This is a genomic window from Paenibacillus sp. FSL H7-0357 (assembly GCF_000758525.1).
Lineage (GTDB): Bacteria > Bacillota > Bacilli > Paenibacillales > Paenibacillaceae > Paenibacillus_AQ.
In genome coordinates, this window is the sequence record NZ_CP009241.1 from 409,929 (window position 1) to 434,691 (window position 24,763).

A 24,763-nucleotide genomic window follows, 5' to 3' on the forward strand; every position below is an offset into this window, starting at 1 on the left:
TTATTGCGGATAACGGTTTCATGAATTTCTAACCAGATCCTTTCATGTAAAGGATCCAGTAAAGGGTAAACCTGCCGAAAGACAGGGGCACAAAGTCTCGGGTCTAATGTAGAAATACTACGACGGCCGGACTGCCTGGGGACGCGTAATCTTAGGAGGAGATTTCTTGGATAAGTCCAACCAGGGGAACAACGGAGAACTGCAGACAGTTGATCTGGATTTAGAATGGGTCTATTTGCTGATGTCGGCTAAGCAGGCGGGCATCAAAGCGGATGAAATCCGCCAATTTTTTAATGAGAAGACTTTGCAGGCGATGTAGCAGTTGGTTGTTAAAAGTTTTTGTACATACAGAAAGGGCACAGCGGATCTCTCCGCTGTGCCCTTTCTGTATGACCGGCAGTAGAAGGAACCTGCATGAATCAGGAATCCTTCTGCTCCAACCGCCATTTTTGATAGTCCAAGAACTCTTTGAATTCCCGCTTGCTTATACCCGAAGCCATAGCTTCCAGTACGAGCCGGGACCATTCTCCATCCAGAGGTGACTCCTGCACATCGGAAGGCTCGCCGTAAAGCAGCGCATGAATGGATACCTGAAGTGCGTCAGCGATTTTTTCAATAAATTGAATAGAGGGGTTAGATTGTATATTTCTTTCCACATTGCTTAAGTATGATTTCGCCACATCAGCCTTATCCGCAAGCTCCGAAAGAGACAAGCCTTTTTCCAGACGGAGATGGTGGATGCGACTTCCCATATTATCTGGCACGATAAAAACGCCCCTCCGTACTTTTTGTTACAGTATAACAAATAACCGGAAGACGGACAAAGCACTATAGAATCAGTTCCGGTATGAATGATCCCCCTTTTATGTCGTTTCCACTCCACATCCCCATTATTTTTATTCCCTCTACGGTATCATTTAGATTTTTCATACGAAAACGTTCGTTAAAAAGTACGATAAGCTGAGGAAAATGAAGCTAAAAGCAGAATTTTAACTATAAATCGTTCTTTATTAAGAATATTGCAACAAAATGAGATTTTTGATTTGTAGGAGTAATGGCATATACTTACGTCATGGTTCTTAATAACGAACAAAAATCGTTCGTCATAAAGGCTGGGTGTTAATAGATTACCTTGTTTGCAGGAAATTGCAAGCAGCTAAAGGAGAGGCTCCTGTGAGGCTTTCACGTTCTTCCCGGAATAGAAACATCCGTCGGTATACGCTTCCCCAAATTGCAGGGATCGTAGTGATTTCGGCTTATGGCATCGGCCAAATTACAACGCCCACGTATGCATTGCTGACTAACGTCGCAGCAACCGAATCATCCAATATCACCACAGCATTTGTGTTTCCAAGCACGGTCGATCACATTGCCAACCAAGCCAGCGAAGCGATGAAGCTTGCGGTCCAGCAGCGTGAAGCGGCGAGAGAGGTGCTAGCGGAGATAACGGATAAGAATACGGACTCGGAGACCGCAGAGGGACGTATTGGAGGTATTCAAGAGGCTGCTGCACAAACGCGTGAGGCTGCGGCCGGCGCGGCTGCTTTTTTAGCTGAGCTTCAAGGCTATCTAACACGCTCGCAATTAGAGCTGGAGCAGCAAGTCAATGAAGTGAACCAGAGACTTTCTCCATATGAGGTCGATTTTAATCAATTAACAGCCGCACAAAATAACGATATCCCGGTATTCGAACAATTGCTCAGCCAAGCCAATCTAACGCTGGGCGAATTTCAGGAGATGGTTAGAAAGCTAAGCTCCATCAGAAGAGTGGACGCTTATGTGCAGGCAGCCTATCATCAGGCATCGACCGCGGCCGAACAGGCTAGGAGTTATGCGGACGAAACCTCGTTGATGCATACAGAGGCCGCTGACGTGATCCAAGGACTGAAAGAGGCTGAGAAGAAGGCGAAGCTCGAAGCGGAAGAAAAGGCGAAGCTCGAAGCCGAGGAGAAAGCGAAACTCGAGGCTGAGAAGAAGGCGAAGCTCGAAGCGGAAGAAAAGGCGAAGCTCGAAGCCGAGGAGAAAGCGAAACTCGAGGCTGAGAAGAAGGCGAAGCTCGAAGCTGAGGAGAAAGCGAAACTCGAGGCTGAGAAGAAGACGAAACTCGAAGCCGAGGAGAAAGCGAAGCTCGAAGCTGAGGAGCAAGCAAAGCCTGATAAGACTGCTGAGCCTGAAGCCCCTGCCCCGGACGCGAATCCTGACAGCATAACGGTAAAAATAGGCGAAAAGCAAGGCGTATTCTAAACAAGGCGGTGCTCTCCAGTGATACTTAAATGGACTCGTAACCTATTGATGTATGCGTTAATTCTCATTTTTCTACTTACGCTGGTATCTGCAATCACTAGCCGGATGAATGGCGGAACGCCCAAGATTCTGGGCAAGGAAATTCTAACGGTGCTCTCCGGCTCCATGGAGCCCGGAATTCAGACGGGGGCTGTCATTGCCGTCAAACCGGTGAGTGAACAGAGTCAGGGATCTTTTAAACCAGGAGATGTAATCACTTACAAAGCTCTGGATGGATCAAACAGCCTGATTACCCACCGCATTGTCAGCGTGCTCGGCTCGGGAGAAAACACCCAGTATATCACCAAAGGCGACAATAACGATGCGCAGGATGCAGATCCTATTCCTTCAAGTAATGTTGTTGCACAGTACGCGGACTTTACCGTTCCGTTTCTGGGATATTTCATGAACTGGGTAAAATCGACCGCCGGGATTATTGTCGTAATGGTTATTCCGGGGATTTTTCTGGTCATCTCTTCCCTTATTACAATCTTCAAATCGATCATGCGCATGGAGGATCCTGTAGAGGTGCAGCTTGCGCCCGGAGAATCCCCGCCTGTTACGAACGGTTGATGCTTCTCCTAACGTGGTTAGGGAAGATTCAATAAATAATTCATAACATACTCCATTCATGGAGATCCAGGAGGAGACAAATAACAATGGCAAATCTCAAAAAAACGATGGCAATGGCAATGGCGACTACAGCACTGGGGGCAACATTAATTGCCGGGGGATCCTTCGCTATCTTTACGAGTTCCGCACAGAATACAGGCAATACGTTTGCTGCTGGCACGCTCAAGATTGAACTGGATAAGAAGGATGAAGCTCAGCAGAAATATTTCAACATCACAAATTGGGCTCCGGGAGATTCTGAGATCCAACCTGTAGTAGTTAGCAACAAAGGAACGCTTGAGCTGCGTTATGATCTCTCGCTGGCTGTAGGCGGCGACCTCGGCGGCGGAGCAACCCCGCTGGTCATTACCGCATACTCTGATGCGGCTGGAACGGTACCGCTTACCGTTGCCGACCGTGTGCTTGCTGTGGGCGGATCGGAGACGATTTATGTCAAAGCTGAGTTCCCGAAAGCAGCTGACAACAGCTACCAAGGCAAGTCGGGTACAGCCTCCATTAAAGTAGATGCAGAGCAGACTAAAAATAACTAAGCACTATAACGAACGGATCTATAGCTAAAAATCAAATAAAAAGGGGGGGTGTCCCCCCTTTTTTAATAAGGAGAGCTTACTTCAATGATGAAAAAGAAAAAAATGCTGATTGCCGCATTTTCCTCCGTGGTGCTGCTCTGCGCCGCCATTGGTGGAGGCACGTATGCCTTGTTCACCAGCTCCGCCCAAAACACCGGCAACACCTTTGCTTCCGGTACGTTGTCCTTAAGTACTCACCGCAATGACGTGCCGGTTGAAGGCCCGATGTTCTATACGGCTGACTCCGATGCCGGACGTATGGGAACAGGATTGTGGGCACCGAAAGATACCCACACCCGAGCCATGCTGATCAAGAATACCGGGACGCTGGATGCCAAACTGACCGATCTGATTGCCATCCCGGAAGGAACACCTGCACAGCAGGCCGATGCGCTCGCATTCGGTGAGCAAGCGGTAGTCACTGTAGCCGCTTTGGCTGCACCAGGCGGCGTCACTCTTAATGCCGATGCGCTCAATGAGGTGAACGAAGCTGCAGACCGGCTGTTCAAATCGTTGATTAACGGTCCTTCCTTCCTGAAGGCACTGGCACGCAACGGACAGGAAGCCTTCGCGATTGCCAGAGAAGCCGTGCTCGACTGGACATACCGCGTAGACAATAACGGCCAGACTGTACTGGTCAGCGTTTCCGATGCTTATGTAGGTTCACTTAAGGATTTGTACAACAGCGGGGCAGGCCGGGATGCCAACCTCCCGAACCTGATTCTTCCTGCCAAGAAGACGATGCATCTGGCCTATAACGTGACTTTTGTTGATGATACGGGTCTCGGCTTTGATAATGACAGTCTGCAAGGCAAATCGGTTAACTTCACCTTCAAGAACAACTTTGAGCAGGTGAAGAATAATTAGAATCAGGAATAGAACATAAAAGGAGCGTCATCTCCGGCTTCATGAACCGGAGATGACGCTCCTTTTGGTATGCGAATGAGGATATGAGGCTTACGGCAGCTTCTCGCCGCGCGAGCTGACATACAGGTCGTACCATTCCTTGCGCGTAAGCTCCAGCTTGTCCGCACCCGCGCAGGCGGCGATCCGCTGCGGATTCACCGTCCCGATTACCGGCTGGATGGCCGCAGGATGAGTCATCAGCCAAGACAGGACAATCACTTCAGGGGTAGTGTTCTTCTGTTCGGCGAGTGTTTGGACCATAGCCGCCGTGTTCACGACACTCTCAGGCTGGCCTGTAAGTGAACGGCCGCTGAATAAGCCTTGGGCCAGCGGACCCCACGCCTGCAGCTGGATGTTCTGCGTCCTGCAGTATTCGAGGGTACCTTCGGGAAAGGTGATGTCTTTCCAGGGTTCACGGTTTACGCTGACCATGGCATCCAGCCAGCTTATTTTGGCCAGACTCATGTGCAGCTGGTTCACGACGAACGGTTCGTCACAATAATGCTCCAGCAGCCGGATCTGGGCGGCACTCATGTTGGATACGCCGAAGTGACGCACCTTTCCCGCCGCTTTGAGTTTATGCAGCGCTTCAGCTACTTCTTCAGGGTCCATAAGCGGATCGGGACGGTGCAGCAGCAGAATATCAATATATTCCGTGCCCAGCCGGGAGAGGGTTCCGTCGACACTCTTCAGAACATGCTCCCCGGAGAGGTCGAAGCTGTTAGAGGTATCGCCTGGCTCAATCAGCTTGATGCCGCATTTGGACTGGATAATAATCTCTTCCCGCAGTCCGGGGCGGTCTTTGAAGAGCTGTCCGAATACCTTCTCCGCTTTTCCGCGGGTATAGATATCTGCATGATCAAAAAAGTTGATTCCGATAGACAGTGCAGCCTCAACAGCCTCATGTCCCTGTCTGACATTCTCGGCAGTGATCGGCTCATGGTCCCAGCCTCCGCCCAGTCCCATGCAGCCCAGAGCAATGCGGCTGGCTGGAATCCCGTGCGTATGCAGTGGCAGCGTTTTCAGCAATAATATCCCTCCGTGAAATAGGATTAACGTTATACTGGATATTGTACACCTTTAGAAACCGGTATGGTATTTTTTGTCGCTGGAGGAGCGGTGTTTCGTGCCCTCTTTATCCTTCTCTTCTTCTTTCTCCAGCTTCAGGTCTTCCAGCGGAATCGGATCCACATTGGCGGAGTTGCCCTATATATCCGCCTGGTGTTCAGCTGCAGTTGCTCGTTAATAAACGGTTTAGACCGGTGTTAAACAGCAAAGAGGCCCCTGAGGGCCTCCAGTGTATAACGTTTATTGCAAATCGAGCGGTGTTCCAATGTCACTGAGCTTGCGGGCGGCTACGTCGTCATAGAGCCGCTTAAGCCACTTCAGCTCAGTGAGGCTATGCTCATATCTGCCGTACATCAAGTGCAGCGCGGACCGGGGGACGATGGAGATATGCTCCTCGTACACCTGATAAGCATAATTGACCTGATGCTCAACTTCGCGTATCCGCTCCTGCAGCAGCTTCTCCACCTTGCCCTGATCGATGTGCCGCGAGAGCACAAGAGCCATGTACAGCGGGTGAAAGACCTCATCGGTCTTCTTGATCTGCTGAATGACAAGCTGTTCGAACAGGGCTTTGCCCTTATCGGAAATCCGGTAGATGGTTTTATCCGGGCGGTCGTTGCTGGAGATGGTCTCAACAGCTTCGATATGTCCCTCCTGTGCCAGTTTATCAACGGCGTAGTACAGCGACCCCATCTGCAGCTTTATCATCCGGTCATACATGCGCTCTTTCATTACGAGTGTAATCTCATAGGGATGCCTGTCCTTCTCCAGCAGCAGCCCGAGAATGACCATCTTCATGGACATTTCCGCTTACCCTCTTCCGCCCGAAGGCTGAGTTTCCTTACTGTGATCGGTGAGCCGGTCTTTAGGCATCAGCAGTACAAAGGCCAGACCCAGCACCGCCGGAATCAGCGCCCACATAAAGGTGTGGGCAATGGAGCTGGACAATGCGCCCGTAATCTTCTCCAGTACCGGAGCCGGAATTTGTGCTCTGGCTTCCGGTGTCAGGGCGGCGCGTGGATCGCCGAACGAGGAAGCTTCGGCACCACCGCCAAAGGCATCAGTAAGGCTGCTTGTGAATCCGTTGCGCTGGATAATTCCGAAGATGGTAATGCCCAGCGTCATGCCCAGAGAACGCATGAAGGTACTGGTAGAAGTAGCGGAACCGCGCTGGCGCATCTCGAAATGATGAATCGAGGACATGCTGAGCACGGAGAAGGAGAAGCCTACACCGAAGCCGGTCAGGGCCATAAATACATTAAGCAGCAGGCGGGAAGTATCCGGCGACAAGGTGCTTAGGGAGAAGACGCCTGCCACAAAGAAAACGGCTGACAGCATCATAATATTGCGGAAGCTGGTTTTGGTGGTGAGCAGCCCCCCGGTCTGGCTGCCGATTACCGTGCCGATCATCATCGGCATTAGAATCAGTCCCGAGTTGGTGGCGGAACCACCATATACACCCTGTACATAAATCGGGATATACACGGTAGCTACGATAAAGGCCGAGCCGTAGAATAAACCGATGATGCTGCTCGTTGCAAACAGCTTCTTGCGGAACATGGCGAAGGATATAATCGGTTCGGCTGCTGTCCGTTCTATAAAGAGGAACGCAATCAGCAGTACTGCGAAGCCGGCGAATAAGCCAAGGATGACCGTGGAGTCCCAGGCATATTCATTGCCGCCCAGCTCAAGGGCGAACATCAGGCAGATGACGGAGCCTACAAGGGTAAAAGCTCCACCCCAGTCGATCCGCTGCTTGGCATGGGAGACGGATTCCTTATAGAACATAGAGATCAGAATAAAAGCGACAATGCCGATCGGCAGGTTGATATAGAAGATCCACTGCCAGCCTACATACTCAGTAATGTATGCTCCGAGCAAAGGGCCGATTACGCTGGAGATGCCGAAGACGGCACCGAAAAGTCCGGTCAGCTTGCCTCTTTTTTGCGGCGGATAAATATCAAATACGATAGTGAAGGCGATTGGCATAAGTGCGCCGCCGCCCACGCCTTGAATAGCGCGGTAGATGCTAAGCTGCGTGATGCTGGTTGCGATCCCGCAGAGTGCTGAGCCGGCCAGAAACACGACGAGGCCAAAAATGAAGAAACGTTTGCGCCCGTACATATCGGACAGCTTGCCGAAGATCGGCGTTCCGGCCATGACCATGACCATATAAGCCGAGGTGACCCAGACAATTTTATCGAGTCCGCCAAGATCGGAAACAATAGTACCCATAGCTGAGGCAACAATGGTATTGTCCATAGCGGACATTAGAATACCAAGCAGCAGACCGACAACTACAAGTTTGAGATTGCTTTCTTTAGTGTGCATGCTTCGCAGGCTCCTTTTTGTAAAGTTATTGATTTCCTTAAGGAAAAACGGCAAGTGGAAACAGAACTCATTATATTCAAATTTGAATAGGGGAGCAAGAGTTATTTTTTTAGCGGGGAATTAAGTAATTAAAATATAGCTTTTTGTATTGTGGTCAGGATTGGGGGCTTCTAGACGAGGGAACAAAAAAAAGAGCTACGGCCGGGGAACTCTGCAGCTATATAGCTGCATCTCCGGCGCTAAGCTCTCTGGCTTCAATATAGGTAATGAAAAATTCAGTCAGTTCAGGGTCGAATTGGCTTCCCGCACAAGCTCTCAGCTCAATGATCGCCTCCTCCACGGACTTGGTTGGCTGGTAGGGCCTTTCCGTAGTCATGGCGTCAAAGGAATCGATAATGGTCAGCATCCGGCATAAGCGGGGAATTTCCTCACCCTTAAACCCGTAGGGATATCCCTTGCCGTCATACCGTTCATGATGCAGCTCGATGTAGGGGGCGAGATCCTTGAATTTGTCGTTGGTGAGCGCCATTTTTTTGCCCCAGGTGACATGCCACTTGACCATTTCCCACTCCTCAGGCTCCAGCTTGTCTTTCTTGTTGAGGATGCCCCACGGAATTTCCAGCTTGCCGATATCATGGATCAGCGCGCCGAGTGTGAAGTGTCTTTTGGAAAGGGCGTCGATGTCGAGCAGCTCACTGATATCCATCGCATAGCGGAATACGCGTTTGGAGTGGCGGAAGGTCTCCATATCCTTATACATAAACAGGTTCAGCTGCTGCTCGATGTCGCGTACATCCTGGCTGAAGTCAAGCTCCTGCTCCAGTGAGGAGTATGCTCCATACGTATGCACTGTATTCTTGCCCTGGCGCTTGGAATAGTAGAGAGCCTGGTCGGCCTGGTCGACGAGCTGTGATTTATCGTGGATATCGCTGGTGCAGGAGGCAATGCCGGCGGAAAAGGCGAGGCAGCCAAGCGGGAAAATTTCAACGCCGTCAAACCGGCTGTTGTTCAGCTTTTTGCGCAGCTGGTCGATGTAAACACGGGCTTGCAGGATATCGTAGGCCGGCATGAGCAGCGTAAATTCCTCACCGCCATAGCGGGCGGCAATAATCCCATGCTGCTGGGCTTCGCTCTTAAGCGTCTCACCGACAAATGCGATCAGCTTGTCCCCCTGCAGATGGCCGAAATGGTCATTATATTTCTTGAAGTCGTCAAGGTCGATCATGGCGAGCGAAAGCGGAACGCCCGATGCCCTTGATTTCTGGATTTCCTGTTCCAAAGCTTCCTCAAAGTAGCTGTGATTGAATAGCCCGGTCCGCTGATCGGTGTTGGCCCGTTCCTCAATGCTGCGGTACATGGAGAACAATCTCTTGAAGGAGTAGCAGAGCAGCGTGCTCAGGCACAAGAATAGGACAAGCCCGAAAAAGCTGTTATGGACGATCAGTACAACGAGAACCAGAGAAAGAACCAATGTGCACAGATAAACGACGAAAGAATCTTTTATAATATCCTTAATCGTCTCATAAAGTGTGCCTTTATATATAATGTAGTAATATAGTCCGATCAAGAGGGTGTTACCTATAAAATAGACCGCAAGTGTCATCAGATAAGCCGGCAGTTCGTCATTGATCAGCGGTCCGGGATGTCCTCCAAACAAATCAAAGGTGTAGGAAGAAAGACAGATCATAATGGAGTAAATCGAGAAATTCGTCAGGTGTTTCCACCAGCTGGTGCTTGTGTCAAAAAAGAAAAAGATCAGGCAGTTGAGAAGAAGAACAGTCAAAGTGGTAGAGCCGCCAAAGACAAAAATGCAGGCCAAATATACCGCTGATTCCATGGTCAGTTCGTTGCCCTCCGGAGGAAGCTGCACCAGGGAAAAGGTGAGTATTAAACTGGCTCCGGTAAGCGCATAAATCCATACCCACCTTGGGGTCGGATACTGCAGAAATTCCAAATGATTGCTATACGTGAAAAGCGCTACTCCCAGAAGGGATATGAGCAGTGCATAGACATGGCCTGAATTAATCTTGCCTGCAAACGTTTTAAGCTTGGTCATGATTACCCCTCTTTATTAACAAAATGTGCCTGTGTACATAATAATGGTTTTAGGGATAAATGAATAGTAATTTGCAAAGAAGCAGGCTGTTTTCAGCCTGCTTCTTGTGGAGGAATTAGTGTCCGCCGATTCTGAAACCCGAAGTAAGAGCGATAACTACGGAAGCTACAATAATAGCATTGATCGCAAGACGGGAATATTTGATGCCTTCCAGTTTCTTATTCATGGGAACTCCTCCTTTCACTTGGTTAACGGCTTATCCCTGTACTTTGGGCAATGTTTTCAGGTCTGCAGCGGCCGGTGTCATTATCGACAGAATGTAGAGGAAAATCCCGAGATTCATCACTACATCTCCGATGCTGATCGCCTGGGTACGCGGATAAGGGCTGGACAGGGGGATGATATCGCCAAGAAACGGCAGGCGTGTTGAGGCGTCAAGCAGATAGTGCTTGGTCACCACATCGCCGCTCTGCAGCATCTCCAGATAAACCGGATCGAGTACAGAAGCCGCTTCAAAGGATACCGGCATTCTCCCTCCGTTGACGAGCATAACCAGGAAGTTAAGGAATACACCCGTCATAATGAGCCAGAATCCTTTGTTGTGCCGGTTCAACCATAAAAAAATCAGCCCAACCACATACACAGCGGTAAAGATATAACCGCTGGCTGCGGCTACAGTGGACGACCGCTCCTGAATATAATACATAAAAAATTGGAATACCAGTAGCAGCGGGAAGATCCATCCTGCCTTGAGCCGGATGTTGCTGAACTGGACAAGGCCGTGTCTTAAACCGCCCCGGAAGAACCCTACAATTAGACCAAGAATGATGCCATCGTAAACCATTACCCTACCTGCCTCTGTTCAAGAATGGAAAATATGAAATAATTGGATTCCTGAGTCTTTCATTCGTTATGCTTCGCCAAAATACCTTTTTTTAGGAAGGTTATTTTTCCTTGACATACCCATGGGGGGTATATTAAACTTAAATTGCAGCCAGGATACAAGGAGGTGCGTAGATGGCGCCCAAAGAAGAGAAGCTGTCTCCTGAATCATGTGATAGCAGTTGTCATACCCCCGGAGAACGCAAGAGCCACCATTCACCGGAATTCAAGAATGGGCTCACGACCCGCCTCAACCGGATTGAAGGGCAGATCCGCGGCATCAAGGGCATGATCGAACGGGATACCTACTGTGACGATGTGCTTAACCAGCTCGCGGCAGTACAGGCTGCGTTGAACGGTGTCGGAAAGCTGCTGCTTGAAGGACATATGAAGAGCTGTATTATTGAGCGCATTGAAGCCGGTGAGCATGAGGTTATTGACGAGCTGCTGATCACGGTTAACAAGCTTATGAAATAAGGATTGTACGAAGTAGAATCAATGAAGTAAAGCTCACAAAACTAAGCGTATGCTTTCGAAGACAGTTTTGTACGAAGTAGAATCAATGAAGTTAAGCTCACAAAACTTTTAGGAGGTTTTTAATATGTCAAACGTAACGTTAACTGTAGAAGGAATGTCCTGCGGTCACTGTGTCAGTGCTGTGGAGAAAGCCGTAAGCGGTCTTGGCGCTGCCGCCAAAGTCGACCTGCCTGCGAAGACTGTCGCTGTTGAATACGATGAGAACAAGGTAAGCCTTAGTGCGATTAAGACAGCAATTGAGGACCAGGGATACGACGTGGTTTAAGTCGGATGAATGAATATGAGGCTTGGGGCGGGGAACTTTGCAGGTTCCGTAGGCTTCAGCCTTTTCTTTTACACATTAATATACCCCTAAGGGGTATGAGGAGGCGCGGAGATCGTGGAGAAGACGACAGAATCCGGCCTGCAGCAGACAACGCTGCAGATTACCGGCATGACTTGCTCGGCTTGCGCGGCCCGGATCGAGAAGGGGCTGTCCCGGATGGAGGGGGTATCGCGGGCCAACGTTAACCTGGCACTGGAGCAAGCAACAGTGGGCTTTGATCCAGCGGTAGCGGGATTGCCGCAAATTGAAGAGAAGATCCGCTCGCTGGGATACGATACGCTGAAGGAGTCGGCAGATTTTGATATTACAGGAATGACCTGTGCCGCTTGCTCGGCAAGGATTGAGAAGGTGCTTGGGCGCATGCCCGGAATCGCGGCGGTCAATGTGAATCTGGCCCTGGAGACGGCGCATGTGGAATATACACCCGGAAACATCAGCACGGCTGAGATCATTGAGAAAGTAAGCAGCATCGGATATAAGGCTGCGCTGAAACAGGACCGCAAGGACACGGCCGATCAGCGCAGCCAGGAAATTGTGCGCAAGCGGAATAAATGGATCATTTCCGCAGTTCTGTCTTTTCCCCTGCTCTGGGCGATGGCGGCGCATTTCTCCTTCACTTCATGGATTCCGGCACCGGATATACTGATGAACCCCTGGTTCCAGCTTGTACTGGCGACCCCTGTGCAGTTCATTATCGGCTGGCAGTTCTATGTCAGCGCCTATAAGGCGCTGAAGAACGGCAGTGCCAATATGGATGTGCTGGTTGTTCTGGGCACCTCGGCTGCTTATTTCTATAGTCTGTACCTGACGATAGATTCCTTGTCGATGGCAGGCATGAGCCATTCGGTGGAATTATATTACGAGACCAGCGCGATTCTGATTACGCTGATTCTAGTCGGCAAATGGTTCGAAGCACTGGCCAAGGGCCGTTCCTCCGACGCCATTAAAAGCCTGATGGGCCTTCAGGCTAAGACGGCGCTGGTCATCCGTGACGGTGTTGAGCTCAGTATTTCTGTGGAAGAGGTCATTCCGGGAGATATTGTGCTGGTTAAGCCGGGAACGAAGGTGCCGGTAGACGGCGAGGTCGTTGAAGGGCTGTCATCTGTGGATGAATCCATGCTGACAGGCGAGAGCATTCCGGTGGAGAAGAAGCCGGGAGATACTGTCATTGGGGCAACACTGAACAAGAACGGAATGCTGAAGATTAAGGCACTCAAAGTTGGCCGTGACACCGCCTTGGCGCAAATCATCAGAGTAGTGGAGGAAGCGCAAGGCTCCAAGGCTCCGATTCAGCGGATTGCCGATGTGATTTCCGGCATCTTTGTGCCGATAGTGGTCGTAATTGCAGCTGTAACCTTTGGAGTCTGGTATATCTGGGGAGCGCCGGGCCAGTTCGCCGATGCACTGGAGAAAGCCATCGCTGTACTGGTCATCGCCTGTCCTTGTGCACTGGGTCTGGCTACACCAACCTCCATTATGGCCGGATCGGGACGCGCGGCTGAATTCGGGATTCTGTTCAAGGGCGGCGAACATCTTGAAGCCGCACAGGGGATCAAGACCGTTGTACTGGATAAGACGGGAACTGTAACCAGCGGCAAGCCGGTGCTGACGGATATTATAACGACAACGGGAATCGCCGCACATGGCAGAGTACTGGCCGAGAACCGGCTGCTGTCCGTTACGGCGGCTGCCGAGAAGCTGTCGGAGCATCCGCTGGCGGATGCCATCGTGGCTGGTGCTGCGGAAAGAAGCCTGGACCTGCCGGGTGCCGAGCAGTTTGAGGCGGTGCCGGGACGCGGCATTTCTGCGGTGGTTGACGGCCAGAGCATCCGCGTGGGAACACGGCGGATGATGGAAGAAAGCGGTGCAGACACCGGTCCGTGGACCGGGCTGATGCAGAAGCTGGAGCAGGAAGGCAAGACGGCGATGCTGGTATCCGTGGACGGGGCCATTGCCGGGATTGTCGCGGTTGCCGATACCATCAAGGATACTTCGCGGGCTGCCGTAGCCAAGCTGCATGATATGGGCATTGAAGTGGTCATGATTACGGGAGACAACAAGCTGACAGCCGAGGCCATTGCCGGGCAGGCCGGCATCCGTACGGTGCTGGCCGAGGTGCTGCCGGAGGGGAAGGCTGCCGAGATCCGCAGGCTGCAGAGCGGGGGAACCAAGGTGGCGATGGTCGGGGACGGCATCAATGATGCCCCTGCCCTGGCCACTGCCGATACCGGTATGGCTATTGGTACCGGCACCGACGTAGCGATGGAAGCAGCGGATATTACCCTCATGCGGGGCGATCTGATGAGCATTCCGGATGCGATCCTGATGAGCCGCAAAACCATGACCAATATTAAGCAGAATTTGTTCTGGGCGCTTGCTTACAATACCATTGGGATACCGATTGCTGCGCTGGGCTTTCTGGCGCCATGGCTTGCCGGTGCGGCAATGGCCTTCAGCTCTGTATCGGTCGTACTGAATGCGCTGCGGCTGCAGCGGGTCAAGCTGTAAATCTCATAATTTTCTCCACAAAGGGAATGCTCCATTATTGGAGCAGAACGGATAAAAAAGCCGCCGGGCATTAAGCCCCGGCGGCTTTCTTGCGTCCCAGACGGTTGGTGCCAATAACCCCTGCAATAATCAGGAACGATCCGATCCAGTGATACACAGTGATGTTTTCCCCGAGAAACACTGCCCCGGCCACAATGGAGACGATGGTCGAGAGATTGGTGAACACACTCGTAAGGGAAGCTTCGATTTTGGACAAAATATAGGTTGATGTTAGGGTGGTGACGAGCGACGCTATAATACCCAAGTAAAGGGTAGACAAGATAAAGGTGCTGCTGCCGAGCGGTTTGAAGAAATCGCCAAGCGTGCCGCTGGACACATGTCCGGTAAGCGAAATGATCAGGAATGTGGCGAAGCCAATTCCCATCATTAAATAGCTGAGTTCAGCGGGGCTGAAATGCTTGGAGAGTGACCGGGCCAGTACGCTGTATCCGGCAAAAGCCAGACAGGTCAGGAATAACAACACAATCCCGGTCATGTTGGACAGATTAATACTGCTCCCTTTCATGACAAAGATGAACACAACGCCGAATACGGACAGGAAGATACACAGCTTCTGCAGAAGCGTCGTGCGCTCTTTCAAGAATATAGAGGCGATGATCATCGTCACAACCGGGGTGAAAGAATAGAGAATTCCTCCCTCGGCAGAGGTGGCATGCTGGAGTCCGAATACCTGGAGGGTGAAGAATCCGAGCGGGTACATGGCTGCCAGCAGCAGCGCTTTACCAATTGGCTTGCCGCTGTAGGATATTTTGACCCAGCCGAAGGCGACCGGGATCGACATCACTATAAATGAAGCCGCGAAGCGGTAGGTCAATGTATCGAGCGGTCCGGCATGACCGAGCGCTACTTTGGTGAATAAGAATGAGAATCCGATAATAACTGCGTTAAGCACGGCAAATATATAAGCCAGCTTAAGTCCTTTTTGCGGCATAGTAGCATCTCCTTTTCGTTAACAGGACAGGATCGTCTAAACGTCTTATCTGTTACTTTAAAATTAAAGGGAAATGCCTGCCCGAACAATACTATTTTTCCATGACTGTACCGATACAGTTCGTTGATTGCTATATAATGAATAGAGACGAATAGTGGTAACATGAACTTACAGTTAGTGTAGAAGGCCATTCAGGAGGCGCATCATGAAAAAGTATCTTTCGGTCTTGTCCGACATGGAAAACCGGATCAGAGAGGGGCAATACAGCCCGGGGCAAAAACTGCCCTCTGTGCGTAGCAGCGCAGAATTCTACGGCTGCAGCATCAGCACTATTCTGCGGGCATACGGGGAGCTGGAAAGACAACACGCGATTTATTCTATTCCGCAGAGCGGATACTACATGGTTGAAAGGTCTGAAGATGCGGGGCCTGCCAGGGGCAGTGAGACGATTGATTTTGCTTCGGCCTCGCCCGATCTGAATGTGTTTCCGTATTTGGATTTTCAGCATTGTCTCAATAAAGCGATTGACAGGCACAAATACCACTTGTTCACCTATGGAGATGCGCTGGGACTGGGTACGCTGCGCCAGACTCTTGTGCCCCATCTGGCCGAATATCAGGTCTTTGCCAAGGTGGGGCAGATCATCATCACTTCGGGAACCCAGCAGGCGCTGGAGGTGCTGGCCAAGATGCCATTTCCGAATGGCGGGACAGAAATCCTTGTTGAACAGCCCGGATATGATCTGTACCTGCGTTATTTGGAGGCGGAGGGGATGCCGGTGAGCGGGATTGCCCGTTCGGCAGCCGGCATTGATCTGCGGGAGCTGGAGGAGAGGTTCAGCGGCGGGGGAATCAAATTCTTTTATACCATGCCCAGATATCATAATCCGCTCGGAACCTCTTTCAGTACGGAGGAACGGAAAGCCATTGCCCGGTTGGCCGGCAAATACGATGTATACATCGTTGAGGATGATTATATGGCAGACCTGGGTGCAGAACGGCGCTTTGATCCTATTTATGCGTATGACCAGACTTCACATGTTATTTATTTGAAAAGCTATTCCAAAATCATTTTTCCGGGTCTCCGGCTGGGTGCGGCTGTTGTACCGGAAACCCTGTTTAAGACATTCTGCGCGTATAAAGGATACACGGACAATTCGTTATTGTCCCAAGCAGCCCTTGAGGTGTATATCAGGAATGGCATGTATGAGCATCACAAACACAAAATAAAGGCTCTGTATGCTGAAAGAATCAGCGCAATGTACGAGGCACTCCAGCGGCACAATACGGAAGGTCTGATTGAAGTGTCTTCGGACAGCTCCGGGATCTACATGCAGTATAAGCTGCCGGAGACAGTGAATTTGGATCGTGTGGTCAAGCGGCTCGCGCAGAGAAAGATCAGCGTCGTATCAGGCAAGGGATTCTATATGACCGGTTACGGGAACCGGGAGAAGTTTATGCGGATCAGCATTTCACGCGCCCGGCTGGACCAGATCGACGAAGGCGTCAAGGCCATTGTCCAGGAAGTGAAGCGCGGGGGCGGATGGTAAGAGTGAGGCCTGTATTCATTTGTTTATGTACTGATTTGTGTTCATAATATACTTGAAGTCCAGAAAAGAACGAAGTGCTAATAAGGAGAAAAGAGAGGCGAACAGATCATGAAGCCGAATAACGAAACCCTTGAATTATTAAATCAGCATGTCTCCGTCCGCCAGTACCTGGACAAGCCGGTAAGTGAAGAACAGCTTGCTGCCATCATCGGCGCAGGCCAGATGGCTTCGACCTCCAGCAATGTCCAGGCCTATAGTGTCATTGCAGTCACTGAGCCCGGGCTTAAAGCACAGCTTGCCGCCCTCTCGGGCAATCAGGCTTATATCGAGCAGTGTCCGGTCTTTCTGGTCTGGTGTGCCGATCTGTACCGGCTGCATGAAACAACGGCAACCTATTTGCAATCAGCCGAATCCTTCGATTCCACTGAGAATTTCATTGTTGCCACCGTTGACGCAGCGCTTGCGGCGCAGAACGCTGCCATTGCTGCAGAATCGCTAGGCATGGGCATCGTCTACATCGGCGGAGTCCGCAACAATATCGCCGAGTTGTCGGAGCTGCTGAATCTGCCTGAACGGGTCTATCCGGTATTCGGCATGTGTCTCGGGTATCCTGCCGGGGCCTCCGGACTTCGTCCGCGTCTTCCGCTGGAAGCTGTACTGCACCGGAACGGCTATGACAAGGCCAAAACTGCCGGGCAGGTTGCAGCTTATGACGAAGTGTCGAGTGCCTATATGCGCGAGCGGACGGGCGGACAGAGTGATGCACCCTGGTCGGCTATGATGGCTAAACGTTTTGCGGAGCCGGCCCGCATGCATATGAAGGAATTTCTGCAGAAAAAGGGATTTATGCAAAAATAGCATGGTTATAAGCTTCTTGAAGCGATGCAAAGAGCCTCATGCCAAATGCTTGCCGTTTGGTGCGGGGCTCTTTGCTATGCGTTTATGAGCAAGGTGACAGTTGTCATCTCAAAGGAATGACAGTCCATACTGATCTCATTTCCCCGTTTTTTATACCATAGAAATATAGATCAGGGCTTAAGATACGGAGGGGAACGGACATGGACGGTATAGACAACGTGATCGAAATGGATGGGGTAAGTAAAATATTTCACGGAAAAAAAGCGGTGGACGGCATTAGCTTCAAGATTGGCAGGGGTTCGGTTACTGCGATTCTGGGGCCTAACGGGGCGGGGAAAACGACCGTGTTATCCATGCTGCTTGGACTGAAGGAGCAGACGGAAGGCAGCATAAAGGTGTTCGGGCTTCCGCCCGGGAGCCGGTTGGTCCGGGAAAAAACGGGGGCCATGCTGCAGGAAGTAAGCGTAATGGACCGGCTGAAGGTCCGGGAGATCATCGCTCTGATCCGCAGCTATTACCCGCAGCCAATGGCTATGGAGGTTCTGCTGCAGGCGACGGGCCTTGCCAAGGCCGATCTGCAGCGGTATGCCGAGAAGCTCTCCGGCGGCCAGCGGCGCAGCCTGAATTTCGCGCTGGCCCTGGCGGGCAACCCGGATCTGCTGTTCTTTGACGAGCCGACAGTCGGGATGGATATTACAGCGCGGCGGCATTTCTGGGACAGGGTGCGCGGACTGGCCGCTGAAGGAAAGACGATCCTCTTTACGACCCACTATCTGCAGGAGGCCGAGGATATTGCCGACCGGATTCTGCTGTTCAGCCGCGGCGCTCTGGTGGCGGACGGCAGCCCGGATGAGATTAAGGGGAGAATTGTGCGGCAATCGCTGTCCTTTCTGGCTGCAGGCGATCCTGAAGAGCTGCGCGGACGGCTGCGGCAATTGGCGGCGGTCGAGGAAATGTACGATAAAGACGGCCGGATTGTGGTCACGACAGAGAATACGGACGAGGCGCTCCGTGCTATTTTTACCGGCGGGCTTGAAGTGAAGGATGTACGCATCGATCAGGGCCGGCTGGATGAGGCCTTTGAGCAATTGACAATTCAACCGGAGGAGGGCGTCAAGCCATGAAACTAATTATCAACCAATGCAAGTCCGAGCTGCTGCGGATCTTCCGCAATCCTTATTATGTGTTCTGGTCGCTGGTTATGCCGATCATGTTCTATTTCATCTTCACTAAAGTGGTGAATACAGGCATGGACGACGCGGCCCTCTGGCAGGCTCATTATCTGATGTCGATGGCGGCGTTCAGTGTAATGGGGTCAGCGATCATGACGCTTGGCATCCGGCTTGTGCAGGAGCGGACCCAGGGCTGGAACACCTTTATCCGCATTACTCCGCTGCCGTCCTATGTCTATTTCATCGGCAAAATGTTTGCTCAGATGATCATGCAGCTTTTCTCCGTGGTATGCATATTTGCCGCCGGTTATTTGATGAACGGGGTGTCCCTGACTGCAGGGCAGTGGCTGTTCAGCGGATTATGGATTGTTGTCGCCTCCCTGCCTTTTCTGGCGCTGGGCACACTTGTCGGCTTTATGAAACGGGTAGACACGGCAAGCGGTGTCAGCAATGTGCTCTATATGGGGCTGGCGCTGGCCGGCGGCATGTGGATGCCGCTGGATATTCTTCCGGAGCTGATGCAGCGGATCGGCCGCTGGCTGCCTTCTTATAATTATGGAAACGGGGCGTGGGAGATTGTACGGGGCGGCCATCCACAGTGGAGCGGTGTGCTGATTTTGCTCGGCTATCTGGCAATGTTTATGTTACTATCGCTGTATATTCGAAAAAAACAGGAAGCGGTGTAATACATGTTGTCAGGCAGGAAGTTTCGGTTGTTCCCGCAAAAATACGGTTTTTTCCCTTTTGTATGGATGTTCTATTTGTTGCTTCCGGCCTTTAATCTACAGGAGGAGCGGGGCCTGAAGCTGATCATTGGAGCAGCTCTGCTGCTGCTCTTCGCCGTGACATACCGCCAGTTATACTGGGCCGGTGACAAAGCCTTTAACTACTGGCTGGGGCTGCAAATGCTGCTGATTGTGGTGCTGAGCCTATGCTACAACCCGGTTAATTTTTTTATGGGCTTTTTCTCTTCCAACTTTGTCGGCTGGTATGCCGGTAAGAGAGAGTTCAAGATAGCCTATGTAGTTTTTTGCGGTGTAATTCTGGTACCGCTGGTTATAGCGGCATGGGGGATGAATTTGCATGACCTGCTGTTCTTTTTTCCTTTTTTAATTATCATGCTGGTCTCTCCGTTCGGGGTAAAATCTCTAGGCCGTAGAAAAATACTGGAGAAACAGCTGGATCAGGCGAATGAAGTCATCGAGGAGCTGGTCAAACGCGAAGAGCGGATGCGGATCGCCCGGGACCTGCATGATACGATGGGTCATACCCTGTCGCTGATTACGCTGAAAAGCCAGCTTGTCGAGAGGCTTGTCGCCAAGGACCCGGAGCGCGCGCAGGCCGAAGCCAGGGAGATTCAGCGCACCTCGCGTGCGGCACTGCGCCAGGTTCGCGAGCTGGTCTCGGAGATGCGGGCAGTTACCGTAGCCGAGGAACTGGCAGAGGCCGGGAAAATGCTGCGGGCTGCAGAGATCGCCCTTGAAGTGCAGGGGGAGGTGTCGCTGGAGGACGTGCCTGACCTGACACAGAATATCCTCAGCCTCTGCATCAAGGAGGCGGTGACGAATATAGTGAAGCATAGCCAAGCCACCCGTTGCCGAATCGGAATTGCGCTGACGGAGGGGGCAGTGCGGATCACCGTTGAGGATAACGGAATCGGCCTCACTCCTGATGAAGCAGGACGGGAACGCCGCGACGGCAACGGAATGAAAGGGATGGCCGAGCGGTTGTCGCTCGTTGACGGTTCAATGACATTATGCTCCAATCCGGGCGGGGGGACAGCATTATCTGTAGTGATTCCAAGGATTATCAAGGAACATAAGGAGGGGGAATTGGCATGATAGGCATTGTAATCGCCGAGGATCAGCGTTTGCTGCGCGGGGCGATGGCCTCGCTGCTTGACCTGGAGGAGGACATTGAGGTTCTCGGAGAGGCCGGTGACGGGGCGGAGGCGCTTGCGCTGATCGAGCGGCTGGAACCGGACGTGTGTCTTATGGACATCGAAATGCCGCTGAAGAGCGGGCTGGAGGTTGCGGAGCTGCTGAAAGCCAAAGGCTGCCGGACGAAGATCATTATCCTGACGACCTTTGCCCGGCCGGGCTATTTCGAACGGGGCGTGAAGGCCGGGATTCAGGGCTATCTGCTGAAGGACGAGCCGGTCGACAAGCTGGCGGATGCGATCCGGCGCGTCATGGAAGGGCACCGTGAGGTGTCGCCGGAACTGGTCTTTGGCAGCCTGCGGGAAGAGAATCCGCTATCCTCCCGTGAACGGGAGATTCTGCGGCTGGCCGGAGCAGGGCAGACGGCCGGTGAAATTGCCGGGAGTCTGCACCTCTCCTATGGGACAGTACGCAATTACATCTCGGAAATTCTGGGCAAGCTGGAAGTGAAAAGCCGGATCGAAGCCGTACGGCTGGCTGAGGAGAAGGGCTGGATTTAGGCGTTTATTATCTCTTGATATTTCTGAATGCTGCGGTGGGCGTGCTACAGGTGGATTGTTACTGGTTACGTCCGGATAAATTCTATTAAGGTTGAATGCTTAATGGAGCGGCGGGAAGGGGGCCAGTAGTCTCTTTATGGAGCCTATGTATGCCTATAGCTTAAAGGGAAATGGTCCCGCTAATTATGCCACCGACAGAATGGTGCGGCAATCAGAGGGATTTACTACCGGTAATTCCTTTGAAAACGGAAAAAGGGCTTAGTAATTGAATAATATAGGGAGTAATTCCCTCTAAATCAATAAAAATAGGTTTTATATGAAAATAGCGGGCGTGTTTCCTTTTGTTTGTGTTGCGGAGCCCTGCGCTGCCTGAATCAGTGTCGCATTCGGGTGTGGTTATCTTGAAATAACTACATATTAATAAGACCAGCCGTCCGGTTCATCGGACGGCTGGTCTTTTGCACAGGCTGTTAAGCGGATATCGCTTAAGATTACTTGGCGCTCTTCGCCTGCTCTTCCCGCATCCACTGCGACAGCTGGCGCTTGAGCTGGAGGAATTCCGGCGAATCGGCGATTTCCTCGCGGCGCGGCCGGGGAAACGGGACATCGACCGTATGCAGGACGGAGCCGGGACGTCCGGAGAACACATAGATGCGGCTGGAGAGCAGCAACGCTTCTTCGATGTTGTGGGTGATGAACAGCACGGAGCGGCGGTTCTCCTCCCACAGCTCCAGCAGCCAGCGCTGCATTTCGCTGCGCGTCAGCGCATCCAGCGCGCTGAACGGCTCGTCCAGCAGCATCAGCTCCTGCGGCGCGAGCAGAGCCCGCAGGAAGGCTGCCCGCTGCTGCATGCCGCCCGACAGCATATGCGGGTAGGCCCGCTCGAAGCCGCTAAGGCCGACCTTGGCCAGCCAGTGGCGGGCGGTTTCCCGCGCCGCAGCCTGCGGCGCGCCCTTAAGCTCACCGGCGAGCAGGACGTTGTCCTCGATGCTCCGCCAAGGGAACAGCGCGGGCTGCTGCGGCATATAGCTGATCTCTCCGCGCTGCCCTGTAACAAGGTTGCCGTTCATGCTTACCGTTCCGGCATCCGGCAGCTCCAGGCCCCCGATAATATGGAATAAAGTGCTTTTTCCGCAGCCTGAGGGTCCGACAATTGAGACGAATTCCTGCGGCTGCACTGTTAAGGATACGTTGTCCAGCACGCGGGTTTCGCGGCGGCGGTGGGTGAAGGTTTTGGAGACTCCTTTTACCTCAAGTGCAGGCGGTAAGGTCCTGGATTCAGGAATGCCGGCTGCTTCAGTGCCGGATGGCGGGTTATCTGTAATATGCGGCATTGTCGGCCATCCTCCTTTTCTAGGAACTTTTGCGCGGTTTCCAGCGCACCAGCCATTTCTCCAGCAGCGCGATAAGTGCGAACAGCACAAGACTGAGCAGCACGATGATGGCAATGGCGACGAATACGCGGTCTGTGCGGTAAGCGGATTTTTGCAGCAGCATGTAGTAGCCGATGCCCTTGTCAGCGCCGATCCATTCCGCGACAACAGCGCCCATTACGGCGTAGGTGGCCGAAATTTTAAGTCCCGAGAACAGGGCGGGCAGGGAGCCCGGAAGCTCCAGCTTGGTGAAGATCTGCCATTTGTTCGCGCCGGCCATCTTCATATAGTTCAGCATGGTCCGGTCGCTTTGCATCAGGCCGCCCATGGCAGCGACTGAAACCGGGAAGAAGCAGACCAGCGTAATCAGCACAATCTTCGGCAGCAGCCCGAAGCCGAACCAGATAATCAGCAGCGGCGCGAGCGCAATGGAGGGCACATTTTGACTGAGAATGAGCAGCGGGTAGAGCGCTCTCTTGAGCCAAGGCAGCAGATGCAGCAGCAGGGCAACAATAAGACCCACGCCTGTGCCGATAGGGAAGCCGATCAGGGTAAGGCGCAGCGTAGCCGCTGTATGTGCCCAAATGCCGGAAGCATTGCCCGAGGTTTCCCGGGCGATATCGCTTGGGCTGGGAAGAATCCATGACTCGATATGGAACAGGGATACCGAAACTTGCCATAACCCCAGAAAAAAGACGACCGCCACAAGGGGCGGCCAAATCTGTTTCCAATACGATCTCACGGCCGGTATTTCTCCGTCAGCTTGTCCATGCTGATTCCATTCGGGTTATGGGCAATTTTGATCTGGGAGATGACGCTCGGACTGCCTGCTGCAATCAGCGCTTCATGCATCTGGCGCACAACCTCAAGCAGCTCGGTGATGTCGCCCTCCATCGTGGTCTCCAGCGGGTTCACCTGATGTTTCACACCGGATTTCTGAATCACTTCGATGGCTTTGTCCACGTAAGGAATCGAATCCTCGTTGTTCGGAGTTTTGGGAATTACCTGAATGCTTAGCAATGTATTGGCCACAACATATCAATCCTCTCAGTTTAAATGGGTAATCTGCGTACAGCGCGAAACGAACATTCAATCACTTCATCCTTAATCAGTTAGCTGGCAAAAACTCATTCGTAAATGTGCTTGGAACATCCAGCGGCTGATCGAGCAGCTTCAGGCCATACATCCAGTCGGCGTAATCCTGCCAGACCTCGCTCTTCTGCTCGCCCCAGCGGACGGCATCATCCTTGTATTTCGGGCTGATCCATTTCTGGCTGGCCAGGACCAGCTTGGGATCCAGCTCGGGAACAGCTTTGGAAAGAATGGCTGCGGCTTCCTCCGGCTGATCAATGGCGTATTGATAACCTTTCGAGGTAGCCTTAAGGAAAGCCTTCACCAGCTCCGGATGTTCGGCAATTTCCTTCTCGCTCGTAGTCAGTACCGGCGTGTAGTAATCGAGCTGGGGTGCATAATCCTTGAGGTAGAGCATGTCGAGCGGTTCTCCGCGCAGCTCCGCTTCAATCCCGGTCCAGGCATAGAAGATCCAGGCAAAATCAATGTCGCGTTTCACGGCGGTGAAGAAGTCCGCTTCACCGATGTTCACCAGCTTCACCTTTTTCACATCTCCGCCTTCGGGGTCCATAATGGCTTTCATGGCCGCTTCTTCGGCAGGGGAACCCCAGCCACCGTAGGTTTTGCCTTCGAAATCCTTCGGTGTCTTAATATTGCGGTCTTTCGGTGCAGCGAACCCGGAGGTATTATGCTGAATGATAGCGGCGATGGACACGAGCGGCACCTTCTGCAGGCGGGCCAGCGTCAGCGCCTCTTGGGCACTGATGCCAAAAGCAGCTTCGCCCGAGGTAACCATCGTGTCGGACCCGGCAGCACCCGGCTGCACGATTTCAACATCCAGCCCTTCCTCTTCGTAATAGCCCAGCTCTTTTGCCGCATAAAGCCCGGTATGATTTGTATTCGGCGTCCAGTCCAGCGCGACCTTGACCTTGGTCAGCTCCTTCGGAGCGTCCGTTGCTGCCCCGGCAGTGGTTTCAGGAGCAGTGGTGCTGTTCCCGGCAGTGTCTGCTGCATTCCCGCCAGAGTTCCCATTGCTATTGCCGCATCCGGCAATGGCAAAGACCAGCATGCAGGTGAGGCTGAGCTTTAATACTTTTGTGACTCCCATTTCTCTTCTTCTCTCCTTCCAGCAACCCTAGTCTTCCAAATTCTGAATAGTCCCATACAAAAAAGGCGCCCCGAGAATCGGGACACCAGTTACTTGCGCAAGG

At 52.2% G+C, this 24,763-nt stretch carries 25 protein-coding genes and 1 riboswitch; of the genes, 14 read left to right on the forward strand and 11 right to left on the reverse strand.

Annotated elements, in window-relative coordinates:
* Positions 1-54 precede the first annotated feature (54 nt).
* Positions 55-139: riboswitch (cyclic di-GMP riboswitch) on the forward strand.
* Positions 140-166: 27 nt separating this feature from the next.
* Positions 167-319, forward strand: a complete 153-nt coding sequence (locus H70357_RS34910; RefSeq protein WP_081965649.1) for an anti-repressor SinI family protein — start codon at positions 167-169, stop codon at positions 317-319.
* A 100-nt stretch (positions 320-419) separates the two neighbouring features.
* Here H70357_RS34910 and H70357_RS01830 read toward each other — a convergent pair whose 3' ends face one another.
* Positions 420-752: a helix-turn-helix domain-containing protein gene (locus tag H70357_RS01830; RefSeq protein ID WP_038585105.1), complete on the reverse strand. Its 333-nt coding sequence runs from the start codon at positions 750-752 to the stop codon at positions 420-422.
* A 421-nt stretch (positions 753-1,173) separates the two neighbouring features.
* Between H70357_RS01830 and H70357_RS34060 the strand changes: the two genes are divergently transcribed.
* From H70357_RS34060 to H70357_RS01850, 4 genes are all read left to right on the forward strand, one after another.
* Positions 1,174-2,244 carry a hypothetical protein gene (locus tag H70357_RS34060; RefSeq protein ID WP_052091757.1) on the forward strand — a complete coding sequence of 357 codons (1,071 nt, stop codon included), beginning with the start codon at positions 1,174-1,176 and terminating at the stop codon, positions 2,242-2,244.
* Between the two features lie 18 nt (positions 2,245-2,262).
* The gene (gene sipW, locus H70357_RS01840; protein ID WP_156130796.1) at positions 2,263-2,856 is read left to right on the forward strand and encodes a signal peptidase I SipW; all 594 of its coding nucleotides are present in this window, start codon (positions 2,263-2,265) and stop codon (positions 2,854-2,856) included.
* A gap of 86 nt (positions 2,857-2,942) precedes the next feature.
* Positions 2,943-3,446: a TasA family protein gene (locus H70357_RS34065; RefSeq protein WP_052091759.1), complete on the forward strand. Its 504-nt coding sequence runs from the start codon at positions 2,943-2,945 to the stop codon at positions 3,444-3,446.
* 84 nt (positions 3,447-3,530) lie between these two features.
* Positions 3,531-4,352: a TasA family protein gene (locus H70357_RS01850; RefSeq protein ID WP_038585108.1), complete on the forward strand. Its 822-nt coding sequence runs from the start codon at positions 3,531-3,533 to the stop codon at positions 4,350-4,352.
* A 90-nt stretch (positions 4,353-4,442) separates the two neighbouring features.
* Here H70357_RS01850 and H70357_RS01855 read toward each other — a convergent pair whose 3' ends face one another.
* The 5 genes from H70357_RS01855 to H70357_RS01875 form a co-directional block, all read right to left on the reverse strand.
* The gene (locus H70357_RS01855; RefSeq protein ID WP_038585111.1) at positions 4,443-5,420 is read right to left on the reverse strand and encodes an aldo/keto reductase; all 978 of its coding nucleotides are present in this window, start codon (positions 5,418-5,420) and stop codon (positions 4,443-4,445) included.
* 279 nt (positions 5,421-5,699) lie between these two features.
* Positions 5,700-6,263 (reverse strand): PadR family transcriptional regulator, encoded by a 564-nt coding sequence (locus tag H70357_RS01860; RefSeq protein ID WP_038585114.1) that lies wholly within the window; start codon positions 6,261-6,263, stop codon positions 5,700-5,702.
* Between the two features lie 6 nt (positions 6,264-6,269).
* On the reverse strand, positions 6,270-7,790 hold the full coding sequence (locus H70357_RS01865) for an MDR family MFS transporter (protein ID WP_038585117.1): 1,521 nt from the start codon (positions 7,788-7,790) through the stop codon (positions 6,270-6,272).
* Positions 7,791-8,007: 217 nt separating this feature from the next.
* Positions 8,008-9,846: a bifunctional diguanylate cyclase/phosphohydrolase gene (locus tag H70357_RS01870; RefSeq protein ID WP_052091760.1), complete on the reverse strand. Its 1,839-nt coding sequence runs from the start codon at positions 9,844-9,846 to the stop codon at positions 8,008-8,010.
* A 256-nt stretch (positions 9,847-10,102) separates the two neighbouring features.
* Entirely contained in the window at positions 10,103-10,690 is a 588-nt protein-coding gene (locus tag H70357_RS01875; protein ID WP_038585121.1) for a DUF5317 domain-containing protein, read from the reverse strand.
* Positions 10,691-10,863: 173 nt separating this feature from the next.
* On the opposite strand from H70357_RS01875, the gene H70357_RS01880 reads away from it, so the two are divergent.
* From H70357_RS01880 to H70357_RS01890, 3 genes are all read left to right on the forward strand, one after another.
* Positions 10,864-11,205: a metal-sensitive transcriptional regulator gene (locus H70357_RS01880; protein ID WP_038585124.1), complete on the forward strand. Its 342-nt coding sequence runs from the start codon at positions 10,864-10,866 to the stop codon at positions 11,203-11,205.
* A gap of 124 nt (positions 11,206-11,329) precedes the next feature.
* Positions 11,330-11,530, forward strand: a complete 201-nt coding sequence (locus H70357_RS01885; RefSeq protein ID WP_038585127.1) for a copper ion binding protein — start codon at positions 11,330-11,332, stop codon at positions 11,528-11,530.
* A gap of 114 nt (positions 11,531-11,644) precedes the next feature.
* Entirely contained in the window at positions 11,645-14,098 is a 2,454-nt protein-coding gene (locus tag H70357_RS01890; protein ID WP_038585130.1) for a heavy metal translocating P-type ATPase, read from the forward strand.
* 70 nt (positions 14,099-14,168) lie between these two features.
* On the opposite strand, the gene H70357_RS01895 is transcribed toward H70357_RS01890, so the two are convergent.
* A complete protein-coding gene (locus tag H70357_RS01895) occupies positions 14,169-15,089 on the reverse strand; it encodes a DMT family transporter (protein WP_038585132.1) in 921 nt (306 codons plus the stop codon).
* Between the two features lie 205 nt (positions 15,090-15,294).
* Between H70357_RS01895 and H70357_RS01900 the strand changes: the two genes are divergently transcribed.
* The 6 genes from H70357_RS01900 (at position 15,295) to H70357_RS01925 (ending at position 21,108) form a co-directional block, all read left to right on the forward strand.
* Positions 15,295-16,638 (forward strand): aminotransferase-like domain-containing protein, encoded by a 1,344-nt coding sequence (locus tag H70357_RS01900; RefSeq protein WP_038585135.1) that lies wholly within the window; start codon positions 15,295-15,297, stop codon positions 16,636-16,638.
* 108 nt (positions 16,639-16,746) lie between these two features.
* The gene (gene nfsA, locus H70357_RS01905; protein ID WP_038585138.1) at positions 16,747-17,496 is read left to right on the forward strand and encodes an oxygen-insensitive NADPH nitroreductase; all 750 of its coding nucleotides are present in this window, start codon (positions 16,747-16,749) and stop codon (positions 17,494-17,496) included.
* 209 nt (positions 17,497-17,705) lie between these two features.
* Complete coding sequence (locus H70357_RS01910; protein ID WP_081966085.1) at positions 17,706-18,620, forward strand: ABC transporter ATP-binding protein; 915 nt, start codon at positions 17,706-17,708, stop codon at positions 18,618-18,620.
* Positions 18,617-19,354, forward strand: a complete 738-nt coding sequence (locus H70357_RS01915; protein ID WP_038585143.1) for an ABC transporter permease — start codon at positions 18,617-18,619, stop codon at positions 19,352-19,354. The genes H70357_RS01910 and H70357_RS01915 overlap by 4 nt, the downstream gene beginning before the upstream one ends.
* A gap of 3 nt (positions 19,355-19,357) precedes the next feature.
* A complete protein-coding gene (locus tag H70357_RS01920; RefSeq protein ID WP_156130797.1) occupies positions 19,358-20,509 on the forward strand; it encodes a sensor histidine kinase in 1,152 nt (383 codons plus the stop codon).
* Positions 20,506-21,108: a response regulator transcription factor gene (locus tag H70357_RS01925; RefSeq protein WP_038585146.1), complete on the forward strand. Its 603-nt coding sequence runs from the start codon at positions 20,506-20,508 to the stop codon at positions 21,106-21,108. The genes H70357_RS01920 and H70357_RS01925 overlap by 4 nt, the downstream gene beginning before the upstream one ends.
* Positions 21,109-21,599: 491 nt before the next feature.
* Here the strand turns inward: H70357_RS01925 and H70357_RS01930 are convergent, their stop codons facing one another.
* From H70357_RS01930 to H70357_RS01945, 4 genes are all read right to left on the reverse strand, one after another.
* A complete protein-coding gene (locus H70357_RS01930) occupies positions 21,600-22,442 on the reverse strand; it encodes an ABC transporter ATP-binding protein (protein WP_081965650.1) in 843 nt (280 codons plus the stop codon).
* Positions 22,443-22,461: 19 nt separating this feature from the next.
* The gene (locus H70357_RS01935; RefSeq protein ID WP_038585149.1) at positions 22,462-23,223 is read right to left on the reverse strand and encodes an ABC transporter permease; all 762 of its coding nucleotides are present in this window, start codon (positions 23,221-23,223) and stop codon (positions 22,462-22,464) included.
* Positions 23,220-23,513: a thiamine-binding protein gene (locus H70357_RS01940; protein WP_038585151.1), complete on the reverse strand. Its 294-nt coding sequence runs from the start codon at positions 23,511-23,513 to the stop codon at positions 23,220-23,222. Before H70357_RS01940 ends, H70357_RS01935 begins: the two co-directional genes overlap by 4 nt.
* Positions 23,514-23,589: 76 nt before the next feature.
* Complete coding sequence (locus H70357_RS01945; RefSeq protein WP_038585152.1) at positions 23,590-24,660, reverse strand: ABC transporter substrate-binding protein; 1,071 nt, start codon at positions 24,658-24,660, stop codon at positions 23,590-23,592.
* Positions 24,661-24,763 lie beyond the last annotated feature (103 nt).

Excerpts from the sequence above, each read along its gene's own strand:
- H70357_RS01850 (WP_038585108.1), top strand. The coding sequence starts at position 3,531 with ATGATGAAAAAGAAAAAAATGCTGATTGCCGCATTTTCCTCCGTGGTG.
- H70357_RS34065 (WP_052091759.1), top strand. The coding sequence starts at position 2,943 with ATGGCAAATCTCAAAAAAACGATGGCAATGGCAATGGCGACTACAGCA.
- H70357_RS01900 (WP_038585135.1), top strand. The coding sequence starts at position 15,295 with ATGAAAAAGTATCTTTCGGTCTTGTCCGACATGGAAAACCGGATCAGA.
- H70357_RS01880 (WP_038585124.1), top strand. The coding sequence starts at position 10,864 with ATGGCGCCCAAAGAAGAGAAGCTGTCTCCTGAATCATGTGATAGCAGT.
- H70357_RS01860 (WP_038585114.1), bottom strand. The coding sequence starts at position 6,263 with ATGTCCATGAAGATGGTCATTCTCGGGCTGCTGCTGGAGAAGGACAGG.
- nfsA (WP_038585138.1), top strand. The coding sequence starts at position 16,747 with ATGAAGCCGAATAACGAAACCCTTGAATTATTAAATCAGCATGTCTCC.
- H70357_RS01830 (WP_038585105.1), bottom strand. The coding sequence starts at position 752 with ATGGGAAGTCGCATCCACCATCTCCGTCTGGAAAAAGGCTTGTCTCTT.
- H70357_RS01875 (WP_038585121.1), bottom strand. The coding sequence starts at position 10,690 with ATGGTTTACGATGGCATCATTCTTGGTCTAATTGTAGGGTTCTTCCGG.
- H70357_RS01870 (WP_052091760.1), bottom strand. The coding sequence starts at position 9,846 with ATGACCAAGCTTAAAACGTTTGCAGGCAAGATTAATTCAGGCCATGTC.
- H70357_RS01865 (WP_038585117.1), bottom strand. The coding sequence starts at position 7,790 with ATGCACACTAAAGAAAGCAATCTCAAACTTGTAGTTGTCGGTCTGCTG.
- H70357_RS01885 (WP_038585127.1), top strand. The coding sequence starts at position 11,330 with ATGTCAAACGTAACGTTAACTGTAGAAGGAATGTCCTGCGGTCACTGT.
- H70357_RS01930 (WP_081965650.1), bottom strand. The coding sequence starts at position 22,442 with ATGCCGCATATTACAGATAACCCGCCATCCGGCACTGAAGCAGCCGGC.
- H70357_RS01920 (WP_156130797.1), top strand. The coding sequence starts at position 19,358 with ATGTTGTCAGGCAGGAAGTTTCGGTTGTTCCCGCAAAAATACGGTTTT.
- H70357_RS01945 (WP_038585152.1), bottom strand. The coding sequence starts at position 24,660 with ATGGGAGTCACAAAAGTATTAAAGCTCAGCCTCACCTGCATGCTGGTC.
- H70357_RS01895 (WP_038585132.1), bottom strand. The coding sequence starts at position 15,089 with ATGCCGCAAAAAGGACTTAAGCTGGCTTATATATTTGCCGTGCTTAAC.
- H70357_RS01925 (WP_038585146.1), top strand. The coding sequence starts at position 20,506 with ATGATAGGCATTGTAATCGCCGAGGATCAGCGTTTGCTGCGCGGGGCG.
- H70357_RS01915 (WP_038585143.1), top strand. The coding sequence starts at position 18,617 with ATGAAACTAATTATCAACCAATGCAAGTCCGAGCTGCTGCGGATCTTC.